This is a genomic window from Pseudoxanthomonas sp. YR558, assembly GCF_900116385.1.
Taxonomy (GTDB): domain Bacteria; phylum Pseudomonadota; class Gammaproteobacteria; order Xanthomonadales; family Xanthomonadaceae; genus Pseudoxanthomonas_A.
Genome location: NZ_FPCI01000001.1, coordinates 1036159 through 1054277, shown reverse-complemented (window position 1 = coordinate 1054277; position 18119 = coordinate 1036159). Strand labels below are relative to the sequence as shown.

General features: G+C 68.4%; 17 protein-coding genes. 11 read left to right on the top strand and 6 right to left on the bottom strand.

Going from position 1 to position 18119, the window contains the following annotated elements:
- Nucleotides 1-105: 105 nt before the first annotated feature.
- Genes BM365_RS05055 through BM365_RS05045 form a run of 3 tightly spaced genes read right to left on the bottom strand, consistent with a single transcriptional unit; the run spans nucleotide 106 to nucleotide 1566 of the window.
- Nucleotides 106-330, bottom strand: a complete 225-nt coding sequence (locus tag BM365_RS05055; protein WP_093489505.1) for an RNA-binding S4 domain-containing protein — start codon at nucleotides 328-330, stop codon at nucleotides 106-108.
- Between the two features lie 29 nt (nucleotides 331-359).
- Nucleotides 360-1058, bottom strand: a complete 699-nt coding sequence (locus BM365_RS05050) for a serine/threonine protein kinase (RefSeq protein WP_233210764.1) — start codon at nucleotides 1056-1058, stop codon at nucleotides 360-362.
- Nucleotides 1059-1062: 4 nt separating this feature from the next.
- Nucleotides 1063-1566, bottom strand: a complete 504-nt coding sequence (locus BM365_RS05045) for an RNA polymerase sigma factor (RefSeq protein WP_093489503.1) — start codon at nucleotides 1564-1566, stop codon at nucleotides 1063-1065.
- A 190-nt stretch (nucleotides 1567-1756) separates the two neighbouring features.
- On the opposite strand from BM365_RS05045, the gene BM365_RS05040 reads away from it, so the two are divergent.
- The 6 genes from BM365_RS05040 (at nucleotide 1757) to BM365_RS05015 (ending at nucleotide 10434) form a co-directional block, all read left to right on the top strand.
- Entirely contained in the window at nucleotides 1757-3673 is a 1917-nt protein-coding gene (locus BM365_RS05040) for a DEAD/DEAH box helicase (protein WP_093487153.1), read from the top strand.
- 134 nt (nucleotides 3674-3807) lie between these two features.
- Entirely contained in the window at nucleotides 3808-5433 is a 1626-nt protein-coding gene (locus BM365_RS05035; RefSeq protein ID WP_233210765.1) for a sensor domain-containing diguanylate cyclase, read from the top strand.
- Nucleotides 5434-5570: 137 nt separating this feature from the next.
- The gene (locus BM365_RS05030; RefSeq protein ID WP_093487149.1) at nucleotides 5571-7985 is read left to right on the top strand and encodes a putative bifunctional diguanylate cyclase/phosphodiesterase; all 2415 of its coding nucleotides are present in this window, start codon (nucleotides 5571-5573) and stop codon (nucleotides 7983-7985) included.
- 46 nt (nucleotides 7986-8031) lie between these two features.
- Nucleotides 8032-8751 carry a pseudouridine synthase gene (locus BM365_RS05025; protein ID WP_093487147.1) on the top strand — a complete coding sequence of 240 codons (720 nt, stop codon included), beginning with the start codon at nucleotides 8032-8034 and terminating at the stop codon, nucleotides 8749-8751.
- Between the two features lie 95 nt (nucleotides 8752-8846).
- Nucleotides 8847-9920 (top strand): sensor domain-containing diguanylate cyclase, encoded by a 1074-nt coding sequence (locus BM365_RS05020; RefSeq protein ID WP_093487146.1) that lies wholly within the window; start codon nucleotides 8847-8849, stop codon nucleotides 9918-9920.
- 91 nt (nucleotides 9921-10011) lie between these two features.
- Nucleotides 10012-10434 carry a universal stress protein gene (locus tag BM365_RS05015; protein ID WP_139227330.1) on the top strand — a complete coding sequence of 141 codons (423 nt, stop codon included), beginning with the start codon at nucleotides 10012-10014 and terminating at the stop codon, nucleotides 10432-10434.
- Between the two features lie 6 nt (nucleotides 10435-10440).
- On the opposite strand, the gene BM365_RS05010 is transcribed toward BM365_RS05015, so the two are convergent.
- A complete protein-coding gene (locus BM365_RS05010; protein WP_093487142.1) occupies nucleotides 10441-11388 on the bottom strand; it encodes a DMT family transporter in 948 nt (315 codons plus the stop codon).
- Nucleotides 11389-11489: 101 nt separating this feature from the next.
- On the opposite strand from BM365_RS05010, the gene BM365_RS05005 reads away from it, so the two are divergent.
- Nucleotides 11490-12137: a Pr6Pr family membrane protein gene (locus BM365_RS05005; RefSeq protein ID WP_139227328.1), complete on the top strand. Its 648-nt coding sequence runs from the start codon at nucleotides 11490-11492 to the stop codon at nucleotides 12135-12137.
- 60 nt (nucleotides 12138-12197) lie between these two features.
- Complete coding sequence (locus BM365_RS05000) at nucleotides 12198-13343, top strand: MFS transporter (protein ID WP_343124172.1); 1146 nt, start codon at nucleotides 12198-12200, stop codon at nucleotides 13341-13343.
- A 153-nt stretch (nucleotides 13344-13496) separates the two neighbouring features.
- Here the strand turns inward: BM365_RS05000 and BM365_RS04995 are convergent, their stop codons facing one another.
- The gene (locus BM365_RS04995) at nucleotides 13497-14321 is read right to left on the bottom strand and encodes a DUF72 domain-containing protein (RefSeq protein WP_093487138.1); all 825 of its coding nucleotides are present in this window, start codon (nucleotides 14319-14321) and stop codon (nucleotides 13497-13499) included.
- A 69-nt stretch (nucleotides 14322-14390) separates the two neighbouring features.
- Between BM365_RS04995 and rraA the strand changes: the two genes are divergently transcribed.
- Complete coding sequence (rraA, locus tag BM365_RS04990) at nucleotides 14391-14873, top strand: ribonuclease E activity regulator RraA (RefSeq protein ID WP_093487136.1); 483 nt, start codon at nucleotides 14391-14393, stop codon at nucleotides 14871-14873.
- A 54-nt stretch (nucleotides 14874-14927) separates the two neighbouring features.
- Here rraA and BM365_RS04985 read toward each other — a convergent pair whose 3' ends face one another.
- A complete protein-coding gene (locus tag BM365_RS04985; protein WP_093487134.1) occupies nucleotides 14928-16739 on the bottom strand; it encodes a DUF885 domain-containing protein in 1812 nt (603 codons plus the stop codon).
- A gap of 114 nt (nucleotides 16740-16853) precedes the next feature.
- On the opposite strand from BM365_RS04985, the gene BM365_RS04980 reads away from it, so the two are divergent.
- Together BM365_RS04980 and BM365_RS04975 are read left to right on the top strand one after the other, a co-directional pair.
- A complete protein-coding gene (locus BM365_RS04980) occupies nucleotides 16854-17204 on the top strand; it encodes a GFA family protein (RefSeq protein WP_093487132.1) in 351 nt (116 codons plus the stop codon).
- Nucleotides 17205-17234: 30 nt separating this feature from the next.
- Nucleotides 17235-18116: a DUF2785 domain-containing protein gene (locus BM365_RS04975; RefSeq protein ID WP_199186219.1), complete on the top strand. Its 882-nt coding sequence runs from the start codon at nucleotides 17235-17237 to the stop codon at nucleotides 18114-18116.
- Nucleotides 18117-18119: the final 3 nt, after the last annotated feature.

Here is an 18119-nt window from a genome sequence, read left to right as displayed (position 1 = left end):
TTTCACTCACGCGCCAGCCAAAAAAGGCTCACCGCTGAGGCTTTGTGTGAGTAGAACGAGACTTGGTGTGAGTCGAGCGACGTGCCGTCGTGCAGGAAGGAGGGCCTAGCCCTCGACCCCCACCACCCGGATCTCGGCATCGCCGACGCGGACGACCTGGCCAGCGCGGATCTTCGCGGTCTTGCGCAGTTCCACCACGCCATCCACCGTCACCTCGCCGCTGGCGACGATGGCCTTGCCCTGGCCGCCACTGTCGGCCAGGCCGACCAGTTTCAGCAGCTGGTTGAGTTCCACGTGGTCGCGGTCGAGGTCGAAATCGAGGGTGTGCATGCGCGCAGTGTAAGCGACGGCCTGCGCGCTCACTCGACTTCGAAACGCGCCACGTCGTCGATCTGCGCCTGGGCCCGGCGCAGGCTGGTGCCGGTGACGCTGTCGTCCATGAACTTGGCCAGGCGCGGGCGCGCCGGATTGCGCGACCAGCGGTGCAGCCACAGCGTGCCCAGCAGACCTGCCACGCCCACCCCCATCCCGATCCAGACCATGCCGGGCGCGCGTGCGTACAGGTCGGTGCCGCCCAGTCCCGCCATGACCATCAGCAGCGGCACCCACATGAACCACCACGGCAGCCCGGCCAGCATGCCGTTGACGAGGTAGGTACGCCGCAGCGTGGCCAGCCGCTTCTGGATGTCGACGATGGGCTGGGCGTAATCGATCTCGCGGATGCGGTGCATCGTCTGGCCCGCCATCGCGACCGTGGCGATGCCGTACAGCTGCACGACGATGCCGGCCACCACCGTGGTCCACGGCAACCCGTCGGCCGACTGCCCGCCGCGGATCCAGAGCAGCGCGGCCAGCAGGATGAAGGGCGCGCCGAACAGCGTCTGCACCATCTGGCCCCAGAACAGCGGGCGCAGGCTGGTGAGCGCCTTCTGCTTGCGCTGTTCCAGCAATACGTGGGTCTGCAGCGCGTCGTGACGCTCCAGGCGGCGCGACAGCGTCTGCCACGCCAGTTTCAGATCATCGGGTTCCATCGTGGCGATTCCGTGGGAAGAGGTCATGGGGTCAGAGTTCCTGGCGCAGCCGCTGCTTCAGCCGGCTGATCTTGGTGGCGACGTTGGTTTCGCTCAGGCCCAGCACGTCGGCCATCTCGCGATGGCTGCGGTCCTCCAGGTAGAGCAGCAGCAGGGCACGATCGAGCGGCGGCTGTGCCTGGATGAAGCGATAGAGCAGGTCGACCTGCTGGCGCCCCTCGTGGTCGTGTGCGCGCGGGTCGGCGAGGTCGTGGTGGTCCTCGTTCCAGGCCTCCGGTTGCACGCCGCGTGTCCGGCCGCGCACATACGAGATCGCCACGTTCAGCGCGATCCGGTACATCCAGGTCGCCGCCGGGCGTTGCGGGTCGTAGCCGGGCCACGCGCGCCACAACTGGGTGGCGATCTCCTGCATCAGGTCGTCGCGGTCGTCCGAGTGCCAGGCATAGGTGCCGGCGACCTTGGCGACGATGCCGCGATGGGCCTGCAGCAGGGCCTGGAAGCTTTCACGGGCTTCCGTGTCCGTCGGGGAAGTCATGGCGAGGGTCGTTTCCATTCCGGCACCGGGTCGATTGTGCGGTCAGGAAGTGATTCGCCGCCGTGGCGGAAAAATCACGCCGCTCCCGGCAGAATCCGGGGCATCGCGTGCTGCAACGCGACAGGAGCCCCCCCGAAGGCGCACAATACGCGGCTCGGCGTGCGGCTCCGCGACGCCCCGGAGTCCCCGCATGTCTACCGAATCCCCTTCGCCCGCCCCCCTGTTGTTCGCCGATCTCGGCCTGTCCGCGCCCGTCATGGCGGCCGTCACCGAGGTGGGCTACGAAAGCCCGTCGCCGATCCAGGCCGCGACCATCCCCGCCATGCTGGGCGGGCGCGACGTGCTGGGCACGGCGCAGACCGGTACCGGCAAGACCGCGGCGTTCGCGCTGCCGGTGTTGGCCAACATCAACCTGAACGCCGATCGCCCACAGGCGCTGGTGCTGGCGCCCACGCGCGAGCTGGCCATCCAGGTGGCCGAGGCGTTCCAGAAATACGCGTCGAAGATCCCGGGCTTCCACGTGCTGCCGATCTACGGCGGCCAGAGCTACTACCCGCAGCTGCAGGCGCTGAAGCGCGGCGTGCATGTCGTCGTCGGTACGCCCGGCCGCGTGATCGACCACCTCGAGCGCGGTTCGTTGGACCTCTCCGGCCTGACCACGCTGGTGCTGGACGAAGCCGATGAAATGCTGCGCATGGGCTTCATCGACGACGTCGAAACCGTGCTGAAGAAGACGCCGGAAACGCGCCAGGTGGCGCTGTTCTCGGCGACCATGCCGCCCGCCATCCGCCGCATCGCCCAGACCTATCTGAAGGAACCGGTCGAGGTGAACATCGCGGCCAAGACCACGACCTCGGCGAACATCCGCCAGCGTTACTGGTGGGTCAGCGGCATGCACAAGCTGGATGCGCTGACCCGCATCCTGGAAGTTGAACCGTTCGACGGCATGATCGTCTTCGCCCGCACCAAGGCGGCGACCGAGGAACTGGCCGACAAGCTGCAGGCGCGCGGGCTGGCCGCCGCGGCGATCAACGGCGACATGCAGCAGGCGGCGCGCGAGAAGACCATCCAGCAGCTCAAGGACGGCAAGCTCGACATCCTGGTGGCCACCGACGTGGCGGCGCGCGGCCTGGACGTGGAGCGGATCAGCCACGTGCTGAACTACGACATCCCGTACGACACCGAAAGCTACGTGCACCGCATCGGCCGCACCGGCCGTGCCGGTCGCAGCGGCGATGCGATCCTGTTCGTCACCCCGCGCGAGAAGGGCATGCTGCGCTCGATCGAGCGCGCCACGCGCCAGCCGATCGAAGAGATGCAGCTGCCCAGCGTGGAAGCGGTGAACGACCGCCGCGTGGAGAAGTTCCTCTCGCGCATCACCGACACGCTGGCATCGGGCAAGGCGGGCGAATTCCGCGCGCTGATCGAGCGCTACGAGCGCGAGCAGAACGTGCCGGCCGTGGACATCGCCGCCGCGCTGGCGCAGCTGGTGCAGGGCGACACGCCGCTGTTGCTGTCGCAGGAGCGCACCCCGCGCGAACAGCGCCCGGTGCGCAACGAGACCTACGGCAACGCCCCGCGCCGCGAGCGCGAGGACCGTCCGCGCCGCCATGACGACGCACCGGGCGAGCGCCCGGCGCGCAGCTTCGAAAAGCCCGAGCGTTCGAAGATCGAGCGTCCGGACGTCGACCGTCCGCGCGCCGACAAGCCGCCGCGCACCGCGCCGGACGTGGGCATGGAGACTTACCGGATCGAAGTGGGCCACGCCCATGGCGTGAAACCGGCCAACATCGTCGGCGCCATCGCCAACGAGGCCGGGCTGGAAAGCCGCTACATCGGCCGGATCGACATCCAGCACGACCACACCACGCTCGATCTGCCCGAAGGCATGCCGCGCGAGGTGCTGATGCACCTGAAGAAGGTCTGGGTGTCGGGCCAGCAGCTCCGCATCCACAAGCCCGGCGAGGGCGGCGGTGCGGGTGCCGCGCCGCCGCGCAAGTTCGGTGGCCCAGGCGCCGGCAAGGGCAAGCCGCGCGGCGACAAGCCGTTCGGAGCGGGCAAGCCGGCCGCCAAGCCGCACCGCAAGGGACCGCCGCGGCAGGAGTGAGGATCGCCGGCTGGCGCGGGGGCGCCGGTAGGTGGCATGGAAGTTGCATTTCGTAGACGCAAGCCAGCGCACCGGGTGTCGGGAAGCGGCGACGTACCGGAGTGTTCGTGAAGGGATCGGGGAGGCAACGAGGCGTGATCGCAGGGTGGCTGATGCTGCTCTGTACATTGCCGTGCCTGGCCCTGGCCGCGCCGCAGGTCGGCCGGGACTACCTGGTGACCGGCGCGCCCACGTCGGAACAGGCCCCGCAGCGTCACTGTACGCCCGCGATGCAGGCCGAACTGACCGAGCGGGTCGAGATCCCCGCGCCGCCCCAAGGCTGGTCCGGCGCGCCGCAGGCGATCAACGTCTTCAACATCTTCGCCGGTGAAGTCCGGGTGCACCACGGCGACCGCGAGATCTGCGGGCGCATGCACGATGCGCGCACGCGCGATTCCCGTTTCCGTGCCGGCGTCGGCATGGTGGTGGTGCCTCCCGCGGGCAACCACGAACCCATCCAGGTCGCCTGGGCAGCGCCCCTGAAGCCCGGCTGGATCCCCACCGTGCGGATCGGCGCGCCGAGCCCGGTGCAGCAGTTCGACACCGCGCGCCTGCTGGTGCGCACCTCGTGCCTGGCCATCGCCATCGCGCTGGCGTTCATGGCGCTGATGGGCTTCCTGAGCACGCGCGACCGCGTGTTCCTCGGTTACACGCTGCTGTGCACGCTCATGGTGCTGGGACAGGCCGTGCTCAGCGGGCTGAGCGGATATCCCGAACCGTGGTTGCCGATCGGCGACCAGGAGTCGCGCTGGCTGGTGGCGTTCTCGTGCCTGGGCCTGCCGGTGCTGCTGTACGTGATGTGGCTGCTGGTTGGTGCCGCGCGCACCTGGCCCACGACCGAGCGTTGGCTGCCGTGGCTGACCGCCGCGATCTGCGCGACCGCACTGGCCGCGCTGTGGCTGCCGTTGGGCACGCTCTCGCGCCTGGCGGTGGGCATGGACGCCGCGTTCGCGCTTGGGTGCGCGGCGATCCTCGTGCTGGGCCTGGCCAGCCTGCGCCGCCGCCGCGCCGATGCGCTCGCCGCGATCGCCGCGGTGCTGCCGTTCCTGGCGATGACGGTCATGGACATGGCCGACAACCGGCTCCTGATCGAATACCGGGTGGAGGCGATCCAGTTCTCGATCACCTGGTTCCTGACCGTCAGCGCCTACGTGCTGAACCTGCGGCTGGGCCACCTGCGCCGGCAGCGCGACGAGATGCGCGCGCTGGCCGACACCGACGAACTCACCGGCCTGCCGAACCGGCGCGCCGGCCTGAAACGCCTGGAGCAGCACATGGCCGATGCCCGCAACGGGGCGGGTGCCTTGTCGGTGGGCTTCCTGGACATCGACCTGTTCAAGCGCATCAACGACGTCCACGGGCATGCGGTCGGCGACCGCGTGCTGGTGGCCGTGGCCGGCACGCTGACCGCCGCGGTAAGGACGCCGGCGGACGTGATCCGGATGGGCGGTGAGGAGTTCCTGGTGCTGCTGCCCGGCGTCGGCGGCGATGCCGCGCGCGCGCGCCTGGAGCAGATGCGTGTGCAGGTCAGTGCCGCGGGCGAGGGCTTGGCCATCGCCGGCCTGGCGGTGACCGCGAGCATCGGCTTGGCCGCCTTCACAGCGGATGACGCCGATGCGGCATCGCTGCTGCGTCGCGCGGATGCCGCGATGTATCGCGCCAAGCGCGCCGGGCGCGACCAGGTGGTCGAAGCCGAAGCCGCCCTGGACGGCAACACCTGACGCGGCACGACCACTGGTCGGCCGATCGCGTCGAAAGCCCTCGCCACCCTCAAGCCGGCGTCGGCGGGGCCGATGAACGAGCGCGGGGGCCTGCGTGTGCGGCGCCTGCAGACGGGCAGCACCGACGGGAGCGGTACGTGGACAACAAGGACGCAGCATCGGTCGGCGACCCCGCCGGCACCGACATCGACAGGGGCCTGAAGCGCCTGCCCGCACGGGTGATGGTGTTGATCCTGCTGTCCGCGCTGGGCGCCTTGCTGACGGCCGCGATCCTGGAGACCCAGGCCGGCGCGACCGCTTACATCATCGGCGAGAGCCACTGGTCCAAGGCCCAGCAGCGTGCCGTGCATAGCCTCTACCGCTACGCCAGCCATGGCGATGCCGCCGATCTGGCGGAAGCGCGCGCCTCCCTGCAGGTGCCGCTGGGCGATCGCGCGGCACGCTTGGCGCTGGAGCAGACGCCGGTGGACGTGGCCGCCGCGCGAGCGGGCTTCCTGCAGGGAGGCAATGCGCCCGGCAATCTCGATCGCCTGATCCGCATGTACCGCGGGCTCAGCGGCGCGCCGTACTTCCGCGATTCCGTCCGCCTGTGGCGCGAAGCCGAGGTGGAGATCCTGCAGCTGGTGCGCCTGGCCGACGAACTGGAAGCGCAGCAGGCCGCGCGCAGTCTGGATGCCGACGAAGTGCTGGCGTACCAGCGCGAACTCACCGCGATCGACGCCCGCCTGCGTCCACGCGAGATCGCCTTCTCGCGCTCGCTCGCCGACGGCGCGGACTTCATGCGGCATGTGTTGCTGGCGCTCAGTGCGTTGGCGTTCCTCGTGTTGTGCGCTTACGCGCTCCATGTGATGCGCAAGACGCTGCGGCGAGTGCGCGAAACCGAAAGCGAATTCCGCATGGCCTTCCACCAGTCCGCGGTAGGCATGCTGAAGCTGGACCGCGATGGGCGCTTCACCCAGGCCAACGAGGCGCTCGCGCAGATCCTGGGCAGGGCGCTGCAGGAGATCCGGGCGCTGCGGCTGCACGACGTGCTGCATGCCGACGACGTGCGGCTGGATGCGAAGGGCGGAATCGACTGGGACCGTCTGCTCGAACCCGGCGAACGCCGGTTGGTGCGGCAGGATGGCGAAGTGCGTTGGGTCCGATGGACCGCTTCGGTGGTGGCGGCGAACGCGCAGAGCGACGATCGGGTATTCGTGCTGGTGGAGGACGTGTCCGATGCGCACGAACTCGCCTGCGAAATCGCACACCAGGCCAGTCACGACGAACTCACCGGACTGATCAATCGCCGCGAAATCGCCCGCCGCCTCGGGTGCGCGCTGGGCCAGGCGCGGGGGTGCGCGGGGCGGCACACGCTGTGCTACATCGACCTGGACCAGTTCAAGCTGGTCAACGACACCTGCGGCCATGAAGCAGGCGACCGCTTCCTCTGCCATTTCGCCAGCCGCGTCGCGGCGCAACTGCGCCGCGACGACTGGCTGGGCCGGCTGGGCGGCGACGAATTCGCGATCCTCCTGCACGACACCACGCTGGAAGAAGCCGAGGCGGCGATGGCGCGCATCCACGCCACGCTGGCGGAGGCTTCGTTCCAATGGAACGGGCGTGCGTTCGGCCTCAACTGCAGTATCGGCGTGGCCGAGATCAACGACGCGGCGGTGGACGTCGACTGGCTGCTGCGCGCCGCCGACGCGGCCTGCTACATGGCCAAGGAAGAAGGCCGCAACCGCATCCGCTGCTATCGCGACTCCGACCCCAGTCTGTCGCGCCGCCGCCACGAACTCGAGTGGGTCGCGCATACGCAACTGGCCATCGCCGAAGACCGCCTGCTGCTGTATGCGCAGCAGATCGTCGCGCTCGATGGTGGTGATCGCTTCCAGTACGAAGTGCTGGTGCGGCTGCGCGACCGCGAAGGGCGCGTCCACGCACCCGGCGTATTCCTGCCGGCGATGGAGCGCTACGGGCAGGGCATGGCGGTGGACCGCGCCGTCATCGACGCGCTGTGCCGCCACTTCGCCCGCCACCCCGCAGAGCTCGCGCGCGTGGATCTCTGCCACGTGAACGTGTCCGCGCAGTCGATCGCCGATCCGGCCTTCCTCGACCACGTCAACCTGCTGCTGGACCAGCATCCCGGCGTGGCGCAGCGCCTGTGTTTCGAAATCACCGAGACTGCGGTGATCGCCAACCTCGACGATGCCTGTCGCTTCATCGACGGCATGCGGGCGCGCGGCTGCTGCATCGCGCTGGACGATTTCGGCAGCGGGTTGTCGTCGTTCGGCTATCTCAAGCGATTGGCGGTGGACATCCTGAAGATCGATGGCGCCTTCATCCGCGACCTCGCCAAGGGCGAATCCGACCTCGCCCTGGTACGCTCGATGAGCCAGATGGGGCAGGCGCTGGGCAAGGTGACGATTGCCGAGTGGGTGGAGTCGGAGGCGGTGATGGCGCAGTTGCGCGAGGTCGGCATCGGCTACGTGCAGGGGTATGCGGTGCACGTGCCATGCCCGCTGGCGGACCTGGCGCGGGTCGACGAGGCGGTGGCGGAACCGGCCTGAACGCAGGGCCGGCGACGCCGGCCTGCCGATCCCGGATAATGGCGGCATGACCGTCCGCCTCAACAAATACATCGCCGACACCGGCTTCTGCTCCCGCCGCGAAGCCGACCGCCTGCTGGGCGAGCGGCGCGTCACCGTCAACGGTATTCCCGCGGGCACCGGCGCCGTGGTGGGCGAGGGCGACGAGGTTCTGGTCGACGGGCAGCCACTCAAGCTGCGCGCCGTGAAGGCCGGCAAGCGCCGGCATGTCTACATCGTGCTGAACAAGCCGGCGGGCATCACCTGCACCACGGAAACGTCGGTGAAGGACAACATCGTGGACTTCATCGGCCACGAGCAGCGCATCTTTCCGATCGGCCGGCTCGACAAGGACTCGGAAGGGCTGATCCTGCTGACCAGCAACGGCGACATCGTCAACCAGATCCTGCGCGCGGAGAATCGCCACGAGAAGGAATACCTGGTGGCGGTGAACAAGCCGGTGACCGACGAATTCCTGCGCGGCATGGCGCGGGGCGTACGCGTGCATGGCGAAACGACGCTGCCGTGCCGGACCAGCCGCATCGCCAAGTTCGGCTTCCGCATCACCTTGACGCAAGGCCTCAACCGGCAGATCCGCCTGATGGCCGCGGCGTTCGATTACCGCGTCACCCAGTTGCGCCGCGTGCGCATCGACAACGTCAAGCTGGGCGACCTCAAGCCGGGACGCTGGCGCAACCTGACCGACCAGGAACTGCGTGGACTGCTGCCGCAGCAGGACAGCTGGTAAGCCTGTGACGGCTTCCGCGGCTCGGCGCCGTGGGGGTTTCCATCCCGGCAAAGACGGGCATACTTCGCCCGTCCCCACGTGAACGATTGCCCGGCATGAGCAAACCGCCCAAGCCCGACAACGAAGAACAACGCCTCGCTGCATTGCGCAGCTTCGACATCCTCGACAGCGAGCCCGAACGGGCTTTCGACGACCTGGTCCGTATCGCCGCCGGCATCTGCGGCGTGCCGATGGCGGCCGTGACGCTGATCGATCGCGACCGCCAGTGGTTCAAGGCGCAGGTCGGAATGGAAAGCCCGGACCCGTCGCTGGAGACTTCGTTCTGCGCGCACACCGTGCTGGACCCCGGCGCCGCGACCGTGGTGTCCGACGCCACCCGCGACCATCGCTTCGCCGACAACCCGCTGGTAACCGCGGCGAACGGCATCCGTTTCTACGCCGGTGCGCCGCTGGTGACGCAGGAAGGCTTCGCGCTGGGCGCGTTGTGCGTGGTGGACGACAAGCCGCACGAGTTGGCGCCCTTCCAACTGCAGGCGCTGGATGCACTGTCGCGGCAGATCGTCCAGTTGCTGGAACTGCGTCGCGTGAGCAAGCAGCTGCGGCACCAGTTGCACGAGCGGACCTGGTACGAGCAGCAGATGCAGCTCTACCAGGACCAGCTGGAACAGCAGAATGCGGACCTCTCCGAACAGACGCGCACCGATCCGCTGACCGGGTTGCCGAATCGTCGCGCGTTCGCCGCGGCACTCGACAGTGCCATGCAGAAGGCCGCGCAGAGCGGAGACCCGCTGGCGGTGGCCGTGCTGGACGTGGACCATTTCAAGACGGTCAATGACATCCACGGGCACGACGAGGGCGATCGCGTATTGGTGGCCCTGGCCGACATGCTGAAGGCGCAGGCCGCCGGTCGCGGCCTGGCTGCGCGCCATGGCGGCGAGGAGTTCGTCATCCTGATGCCGGGCGCCACGCTGGAAGAAGCGCGCCTGCAGTGCGAATTCATGCGCCAGAGCGTCGGCCTGCTGCCGATGGGCCTGCCGATCTCGGTCAGCATCGGCCTGGCGGCGCGCCTGCGCGAGGATACGGCGGAAACCATGTTCCGTCGTGCCGACCAGGCGCTGTACGAGGCCAAGCGTAACGGCCGGGACCGCGTGGTGGTGGCCGCCCGCTGAGTTGATCGGGATCAATGCGCGCTGCGGCGGACTGACGCATCGTGTCTCTGTCGGCGGCGCAGCGTGCGGCCGCCCCCTGCGGAGCACGACGATGAAGATCCTGTTGGCCGTGGATGGAAGCGAGATCGGCCTGACCGCCGTCCGTCATCTGGTGGAGCTTGGCAAGTCGTTGGCGGAGACGCCGACCGTCACCCTGCTGTACGTCGATCCACCGCTGCTGCGGTCGGTCGCGCTCGAACTGGGCAGCGACGGCGTGGAGCGCTACCACGCGGAGAACGGCGCGTACGCGCTGAAGAAGGCGCGGACCGCGCTCAAGCGTGCACAGATCCCGTTCGTCGAAAAGGTGCTGGTGGGCGAGCCCGCCGAGAGCATCGTCAAGCAGGCCAAATCGGGCAAGGCCGACCTGGTGGTGATGGGCACGCACGGCCGCGGGGCGCTGAAGCAGCTGTTCGTCGGCTCGGTGGCGCTGAAGGTGATCGCGACGAGCCAGGTACCGGTGGTCGTCGCCCGCTAAAGCACGTCAGTCGACGACGTTCTTCGCCTCGGAGGTACCGAGCACTTCCGGGTGTTCGATGCGCTTACTGCGCTGGGTCAGCGGGTGCAGGAATACCGCGGCCAGGATGATGCCCACGCCGAGGTAGAACAACGGCGTCAGTTCGCGCTGTTCGCCCAGCAACACGATGGCCAGCACGATGGCGTAGACCGGTTCCAGGTTGGTCACCAGTTGCACGCCGTATGCGCTGAGGTGCTTCAGTGCGACCAGCGACAGCGCGAACGGCAGCAGCGTGCACGCCAGCGACAGGATCACCAGCAGCGCGCCGTCCTTCAGGCCGGGCAGCACGAACAGGTCGCCTGCGAAGGCCGGGAACAGCGTCGGCATCAGCGGGGCGAGTGCGGTCAGCAGCAGCGTGCCGGCGCCCAGTTCCAGGCCGGTGATGGTCAGCGGCTCGCCGTGGTCGATCAGGCGCTTGTTGAGCGGGCCGAACACGGCCACCAGCAGCGCCGACAGCGCGCCGACCAGCACGCCCAGGCGCATGCCATCGGGAATGCCGCCCACGACCAGCGCCACGCCCGGCAGCACCGCGATGCCGAACAGCAGTTCGCGCCAGGAGAACGGGCGACGCGTCAGCCACGGCTCGATCACCGAGGTGAAGGCCGGTGCCAGGGCGATGCAGGTCACCGCGACCGAGGCGTTGGACAGCTTGATCGCGCCGTAGAAGGTCAGCCAGTGCAGGGCGACGATCAGGCCGATGCCACAGTACGCGAGCATCAGCTTCGCCGGCATTGCGCGCAGGCCGCGCCAGACGCGCGGCAGCAGCGCCAGCGCCGCGACCACGATCAGCATGCGCCACCACACCAGCGGCAGGGCCGACAGGCTGATCATCTTGCCCAGGATGGGGGTGAAGCCCCACAGCAGGACGCACAGGTGGATCTGCAGCTGGGCCTTGGCGGTCGGTGTCATCGGCATCCGCCCATTGTCGCCGAAGCACTGCGCGGCTGGCGATGGGACCACTCCCGGCCAGGCGTCCGCCGTGGCAAGCTGGCGACACTGCGGACCGAGGATGACCGATGTCGCCTGCACGCCTTCCCGTCGCATCCCGTACCTGCGCCGCCCTGGTGGGGCTGCTGGCTCTGTCGGCGCTGACGCTGCAGTACATCCTGATCGTGCAGCTGACGCGCGACACCCTCGGCGTGGGATTGGGCACGCTGCGGTTCTTCACTTACTTCACCATCCTCAGCAACATCGCGGTGGCGCTGGTCGCGTTCACCGCGGCCACGGGGCGTCCAGGTTTCTTCGCGCAGGCCCGCGTGCGCGGTGCGGTCGCGCTCTACATCGGCGTTACCGGCAGCATCTATTTCTTCATCCTGCGCCACCTGTGGCAGCCGCAGGGCGCGCAATGGTGGGCCGACACCGGCCTGCACTACGCAGTGCCGCTGGCGTACTGGGCGTGGTGGCTGACCTGCGTGCCTCACGGTGCGCTGTGCTGGCGCGACGTCGCGGGGTGGCTGCTGTTCCCGCTGGGCTACGTCATCTGGGTGTTCCTGCGCGGCGCGTGGGTGAGCGAGTACCCCTATCCCTTCATCGACGTAGGGCAGCTCGGCTGGGCACGGGTCAGCGTCAACGCGCTGGGTGTCATGGGCGTGTTCATCGTGCTGGGGTTGGTCGTCGTGGGCCTGGATCGCGCGCTGGGCGGCAAGCGCGCATCGCCACGGTGAACTGGACGGCCGCACGGCCGCGTGCGATGGTCGCCCGCCGCCCATCCTGCCGATGATCGAATGAACACACCCGTCGCTCCGGTACAACGCCCCTTCGACCGGCGCGATGCGAAGACGCTCGGCCTGTCGGCACTGGGTGGCGCGCTGGAGTTCTACGACTTCGTCGTGTTCGTGTTCTTCGCCAAGACGCTGGGCGCCTTGTTCTTCCCGCCCGGCACCGCGCCGTGGTTGGCGCAGCTGCAGGTGTACGGCATCTTTGCCGCCGGTTACGTGGCGCGTCCGCTGGGCGGCATCGTGATGGCGCATTTCGGCGACCGCCTGGGTCGCAAGCGCATGTTCACGCTCAGCGTTTTCATGATGTCGGTGCCGACGCTGTTGATCGGCCTGCTACCCACGCATGCGCAGGTCGGTGCATTGGCGCCGTTGCTGTTGCTGACGATGCGGATCGTGCAGGGCATCGCGGTCGGTGGCGAAGTGCCGGGTGCCTGGGTGTTCGTGGCCGAGCACGTGCCGCGCAGCCGCGTGGGCATTGCCTGCGCCACGCTGACCGCCGGTCTGACCGCCGGCATCCTGATCGGCTCGCTGTTGGCCGCGTGGATCAACACGCACTACAGTGCCGCGGAGGTGCAGGCGTGGGTGTGGCGCGTGCCATTCCTGATCGGTGGCGTATTCGGCTTTGTCGCGGTATGGCTGCGGCGCTGGCTGGAAGAAACGCCGGTCTTCGTCGAGATGCGCGAACGCCGGCAGCTCGCCCGCCAGGTGCCCGTCAAACAGGTGCTCGCCGCGCATCGGCCGGCCGTGCTGCTGTCGATCCTCGCCTCGTGGCAGCTGACGGCGGCGATCGTCGTCGTCGTGCTGCTGACGCCGACCCTGGTGCAGACCAGCTTCGGCATTGCGCCCGCGGTCGCGTTCCACGGCAACAGCCTGGCGACGCTGGCGCTGGTGTTCGGCTGCCTCGCGGCCGGCTGGGCGGTGGACAGGATCGGAGTGGGGCGTGCGCTGCTGTCGGGTTCGCTGGGATTGGGCGTGGCGGCCTACGCGCTGTACGGCGCGCTGCTGTCGGGGCATGAAACGCAGTTCGTGGCGTGGTACACGCTGGCCGGCTTCTGCTGCGGCGTGGTCGGCGTGACGCCGGCGCTGATGGTCGCTGCGTTCCCACCGGAAGTGCGCTTTTCCGGTCTGTCGTTTTCCTACAACGTGGCGTAAGCGGCGTTCGGCGGGCTGACCCCGCCGCTGCTCGCCTGGTTGTCGAAGGCATGGGGCCCGCTGGCGCCGGCGCACTATGTGGCCTTCACCTGCGTGGTCGGTGTCGGTGTGGCCGCCTGGATCATCGCGAAGCGACCGCTGCGCTACTGAGGGTTACTTCGCGACTTGGCGGATCATTGCCATCGCCGCCGCCGGGTTGCGTTCTTTCGCACTGCTGATGAAGTACAGGAACACGTCGCGCCGGGGCAGCACGGGCGCAGGCTCGCCCACGTGCGGCAGTTCGGCGATGTCTTCACCGCGCGACCAGGCGCGTGCGCGTTCGGCCCATTGCGTCAGTTCCTTCGGCGGGTAACCGGTCTCGATCGGTTGCGAGCGCATCAGGCGTGCGTAGACGAAATCCGCGGTGAGGTCGGCGAAGGACGGGTAGTCGGTGGAATCGGTGAAGACCGTGGCGACCTGGTGGCGTCGCGCGAGTTCGATGAAGTCCGCGTCCACGGCGGCGGGGTCGCGGACTTCCAGCGCGTGCCGCAGCGGGCGACCGTCCACGTCGCGCGGGAGCAACGCCAGGAAGGCATCGAGTTCGTCCGCCTCCACGCGTCGTCCCGCTTCGAACTGCCAGACCAGCGGCCCCAGCTTCGGGCCCAGTTCGGCGATGCCGCCGACGAAATCCTCCACCTGGGCCCGCGTCGACGCCAGCGAGCGCGACTGCATGATCCGCTTGGGCGCCTTGGCCGAGAACACGAAGCCGTCCGGCGTCTGGTCGCGCCAGCTGGCGTACGTCGCCGGCTTCTGCGCGCTGTAGTAGGTGCCGTTGATCTCGATGGCGGTCAGCTGACGACTGGCGTACTCGAGCTCGCGCCGCTGCACCAGGCCATCGGGATAGAAATTCTTGCGCCACGGCGCGAAGGTCCAGCCGCCGATGCCGATGCGGATACCGTCGGTGGCCGTGGGCGGCGGTGCAGCGAATAGATCGTCCATGCAGTCAGGATAGCGCGGTGGCCGTCAGCGCCGCGTTACCATCGGGCCACCCCACGCCGGAGAGCCCGCATGTCCTGGACCACGCCCGACCTGTGCGACCAGTACCCCGATGTGCAGGTCGCCGAGCCGGTGTTCCGCGGCTATGGCGGACGCGTTGCGTTCGCCGGGCCGGCAGTGACGGTGAAGTGTTTCGAGGACAACTCGCGCGTGCGTGAACTGGCGGCGACGCCGGGCGAAGGCCGGGTGATCGTGGTCGATGGCGGTGGTTCGCTGCGGCGTGCGCTGCTGGGCGACCAGATCGCGGCGAACGCGGTGAAGCACGGCTGGTCCGGTTTCCTGATCTTCGGCTGCGTACGCGATGTGGACGCGCTCGCCGCCTTGCCGCTCGGCGTGCAGGCGCTGGCATCGCATCCGATGAAGACCGACAAGCGCGGCCTGGGCGACGTGGAGGTGCCGGTGGCGTTCGCCGGCCTGTCGATCGCGCCGGGCGACTGGATCTATGCCGATGCCAACGGTGTGATCGTCGCGACGTCGTCGTTGCATCCCGAATGAAGAAGGGCGGGCCTTGTGGCCCGCCCTTGGCGGTGTTTCCGTCACGCGCCGGTCTTACTTGATCGGTTCGTCCAGCATCAGCTGGCGGACGAAGCGCACCGGCGGTGCGCCGTACGACAGCACCTGGTCGTGGTAGGCCTTCAGGTTGAACTGCGCGCCCTGTTTGGCTTCCGCCGCCTTGCGCATGTCGAAGTGCTCCTGCACGCCGACGAAGTACGTCGGCAGCTGCGCCGAGGTCAGCTGCGCGCGGGTCCACTTGCCGGCGGCTTCGCGTTCCTGCTGGAAGGTCTGGCGCACCATCAGGTCCATCGCCTGCTCGCGCGTCCAGCCGTCCACCTGCACGCCCTGGTCGAGGATCGCGTTGGCGATCGTGCGCAGGTAGAACTTCATCTGCACCAGGTGGAACAGCGGATCGTTGTCCAGGTAGCCGGCGTCGGACATCATTTTCTCGGTGTAGACCGCCCAGCCTTCGGCGAACATGCCCGAGCGCAGCACCGCGCGCAGCGTCGACGGGAACTTGGCCGAGTGCCAGCCTTCCAGGTAGTGGCCCGGCGTGCCTTCGTGGATGCTCAGCAGGTGGATCATCCGGCTGTTGTACTCGCGCAGGAACGAGTCGACCTGCTTCTGGTCCCACTCGTCCGGAATCGGCGAGACGGCGTAGAAGGTCTTCAGGTTCTTGTCGAGCGGCCCGGGGGAATCGCAGTACGCCACCGCTACGCCGCGCTGGAACTCCGGCATCTCGATGATTTCCACCGGCGCGTCGGGCAGGGTGACCAGGTCGTGCTTGCGCACGAATTCCGTCGCCTGTGCCAGCGCCGCTTCGGCATCCGGCACGACCTTGTCGCGCGCCGGGCGTTCGGCGTAGGCCAGCTCGAGCGCGGCCTCGATCGCCTTCTGCTGCTCTTCGGAAGTGGGCGTCTCCGGCAACGCGGGCGCGCCGGGCTTGTCTTTCAGCACGGTGCGGGCGATGCCGTACATCTCTTCGCGCACGCGCTTCAGCTCGCCCTCGGCGCGCTGCTTGATGTCGGCGCGCGACAGCGAGGAGAGCAGGGCGAACTGCAGCTTCTGGTCGTACAGCGCCTGGCCGATGCGGAAGTCGCCCTTCGCGTTCGGTACCAGCGTCTTGTCCAGCCAGGCCTGGTGCTCGGCCACGGCCTTCTTCAGGCCGTCGATGGCGGCGTCGGCCCGCGCACGATCGGCCTCGGGCAGTTCCTTGAGGTGCGGCGTAATGAAGGTATCGACGATGCTGAGGATGCCGGCGTTCTGCTTGGCGACGGTCTCGGCATGCACCTTGGGTACGCGCGCCGGGTCCAGGTTCTCGCGCGCCTGCGCCAGCAGCGCCGGGATCTTCTGCATGCGCGCGGTGGCGGACTTCAGGCGGTCCGGCAGCGGCGCGAACTCGCGCGCCATCAGGCCGTAGATCGCGCCGCCGGCGACGTTGTTGTAGACCTGCGGATCCCACGCCCAGCTCTGCAGCGTTTCGGCGGTCCAGATGTCGTACTGCAGCTGGTTGCGGAGAATGGCGGCGTCGACCTGGTTCTCGCGCGAGAGCGCGGCGATGTCGGTCGCATCCAGTTCGGCCAGGATCTTCTTGCTGAACTCCAGGCCTTTCTGCCGACCAGCGGCGCTCAGGTCGTCGAGTTCGCCGTCGTATTTGTGTTCGCCGATCTGGGTGGCGCCGGCGGGCGAGAGTTGCAGCCAGCCTTCCAGGGCGCGCTTGGAGAGGTCGGCGAAGGCGGCATCGGCCTTGGCGGTATCCGCGGCGGTGGCCGCGGTATCGGCGCTGGCGGCGGCGGTGGGGGCTTCGCTCTTCTGGCAGGCGGACAGCGAGGCCAGGAGGGCGGCGGCGAGCAGGGTCTTGCGCATGGGAGTCCTGTTGCGGTGCGGCGGTGAGCGGAACCGGAAGCATAGGCCGAAGGTCATGCCCGTGCCCGTGCCATTCGATATACGCTGGCTACCCAGCCAAACGGAAGACGCGCCATGAAGCATGAAGGAAGCTGCCATTGCGGGCGGATCGCGTTCGAGGTCGAAGGCGAGGTCAACGACGTGATCGACTGCAACTGCTCGCTCTGCCGTCGGCGTGGCGGCCTGTTGTGGTTCGCGCCGCGTGAGGCGCTGGTGTTGAAGACGCCCGAAGGCGACCTGTCGACCTACACGTTCAACAAGCACCACATCCAGCACCATTTCTGCGCTGTCTGCGGGATCGCCCCGTACGGCGAAGCCGCGCATCCCAAGACGGGTGCGCAGATGGCGGCCGTCAACGTGCGCTGCCTGCCGGGCGTGGACCTGGCCGTGCTCAAGGTGACCCCGTTCGACGGCGCCAGCCTCTGACGTGGTCGCCAACGACGTGGGGAGATGACGATGCGCGCTTCGACACTGCTGGTGCTGGCGAGTCTACTTACCTCGCCAGCGTACGCGTCGTGTCCGCCCGAGGGAACGGATGCCGGATCGTTGCGGTTGTTGCGTGAGCAGCGCTTCGTCGTGCCGGACGACGTGCGCGCGACGTTGGTCGAAAGGCTTCCCGCGTGCTTGTCCGATCCTGATCCGGCGTTGCGCGATGGGATCGCCTACGAGGGCCTCAGTGCGTGGCTTCGTGCGGGCCTGTTGGACGAGGCGCAGCGCCGCACTCTGCGCGATCGCCTGTACGCATTGCTGGAACAGGACACGGCCGACGGGGTAGGGCCTCCGTTCGCCGCACTCGTGTTGTCCGAAGTCGCGCGTACAGATCGCATCGCACCATGGATGTCGCCGGACGAACGCGACGCGATGGTGCGGCGCGCGGCTGCGTACCTGTCGTCGGTGCGCGACTACCGCGGTTTCGACGCGAAAGAAGGCTGGCGGCATGGTGTTGCCCATGGCGCGGACTGGGCGCTCCAGTTGATGCTCAACGAACGTGTCGACCGTGCCCAGGTAGAGACATTGCTGCAGGCGGTGGCGGTCCAGGTCGTGCCTGAGACTGCGCACGCATATGTCTTCGGCGAGCCGGGACGACTGGCGCGGCCCGTGCTGTACGCCGCAAAGCGCGGCTTGCTCGACGAAGCGGCGTGGGCGCGCTGGTTCGACGCGTTGCCACCCAGGTTGGGCGACGCCGAGCAGGCTTATGCGGATACGACCTGGCTCGCGCGTCGCCACGATCTGATGGCCTTCCTGATGAGTGTCCATCTGGAAGCCGATCAATCCGAAGACCCCAACATCCGCGCGCTGAAACCGATCGTGGTGCAGGCGCTGAAAGCCGTGCCCTGACGA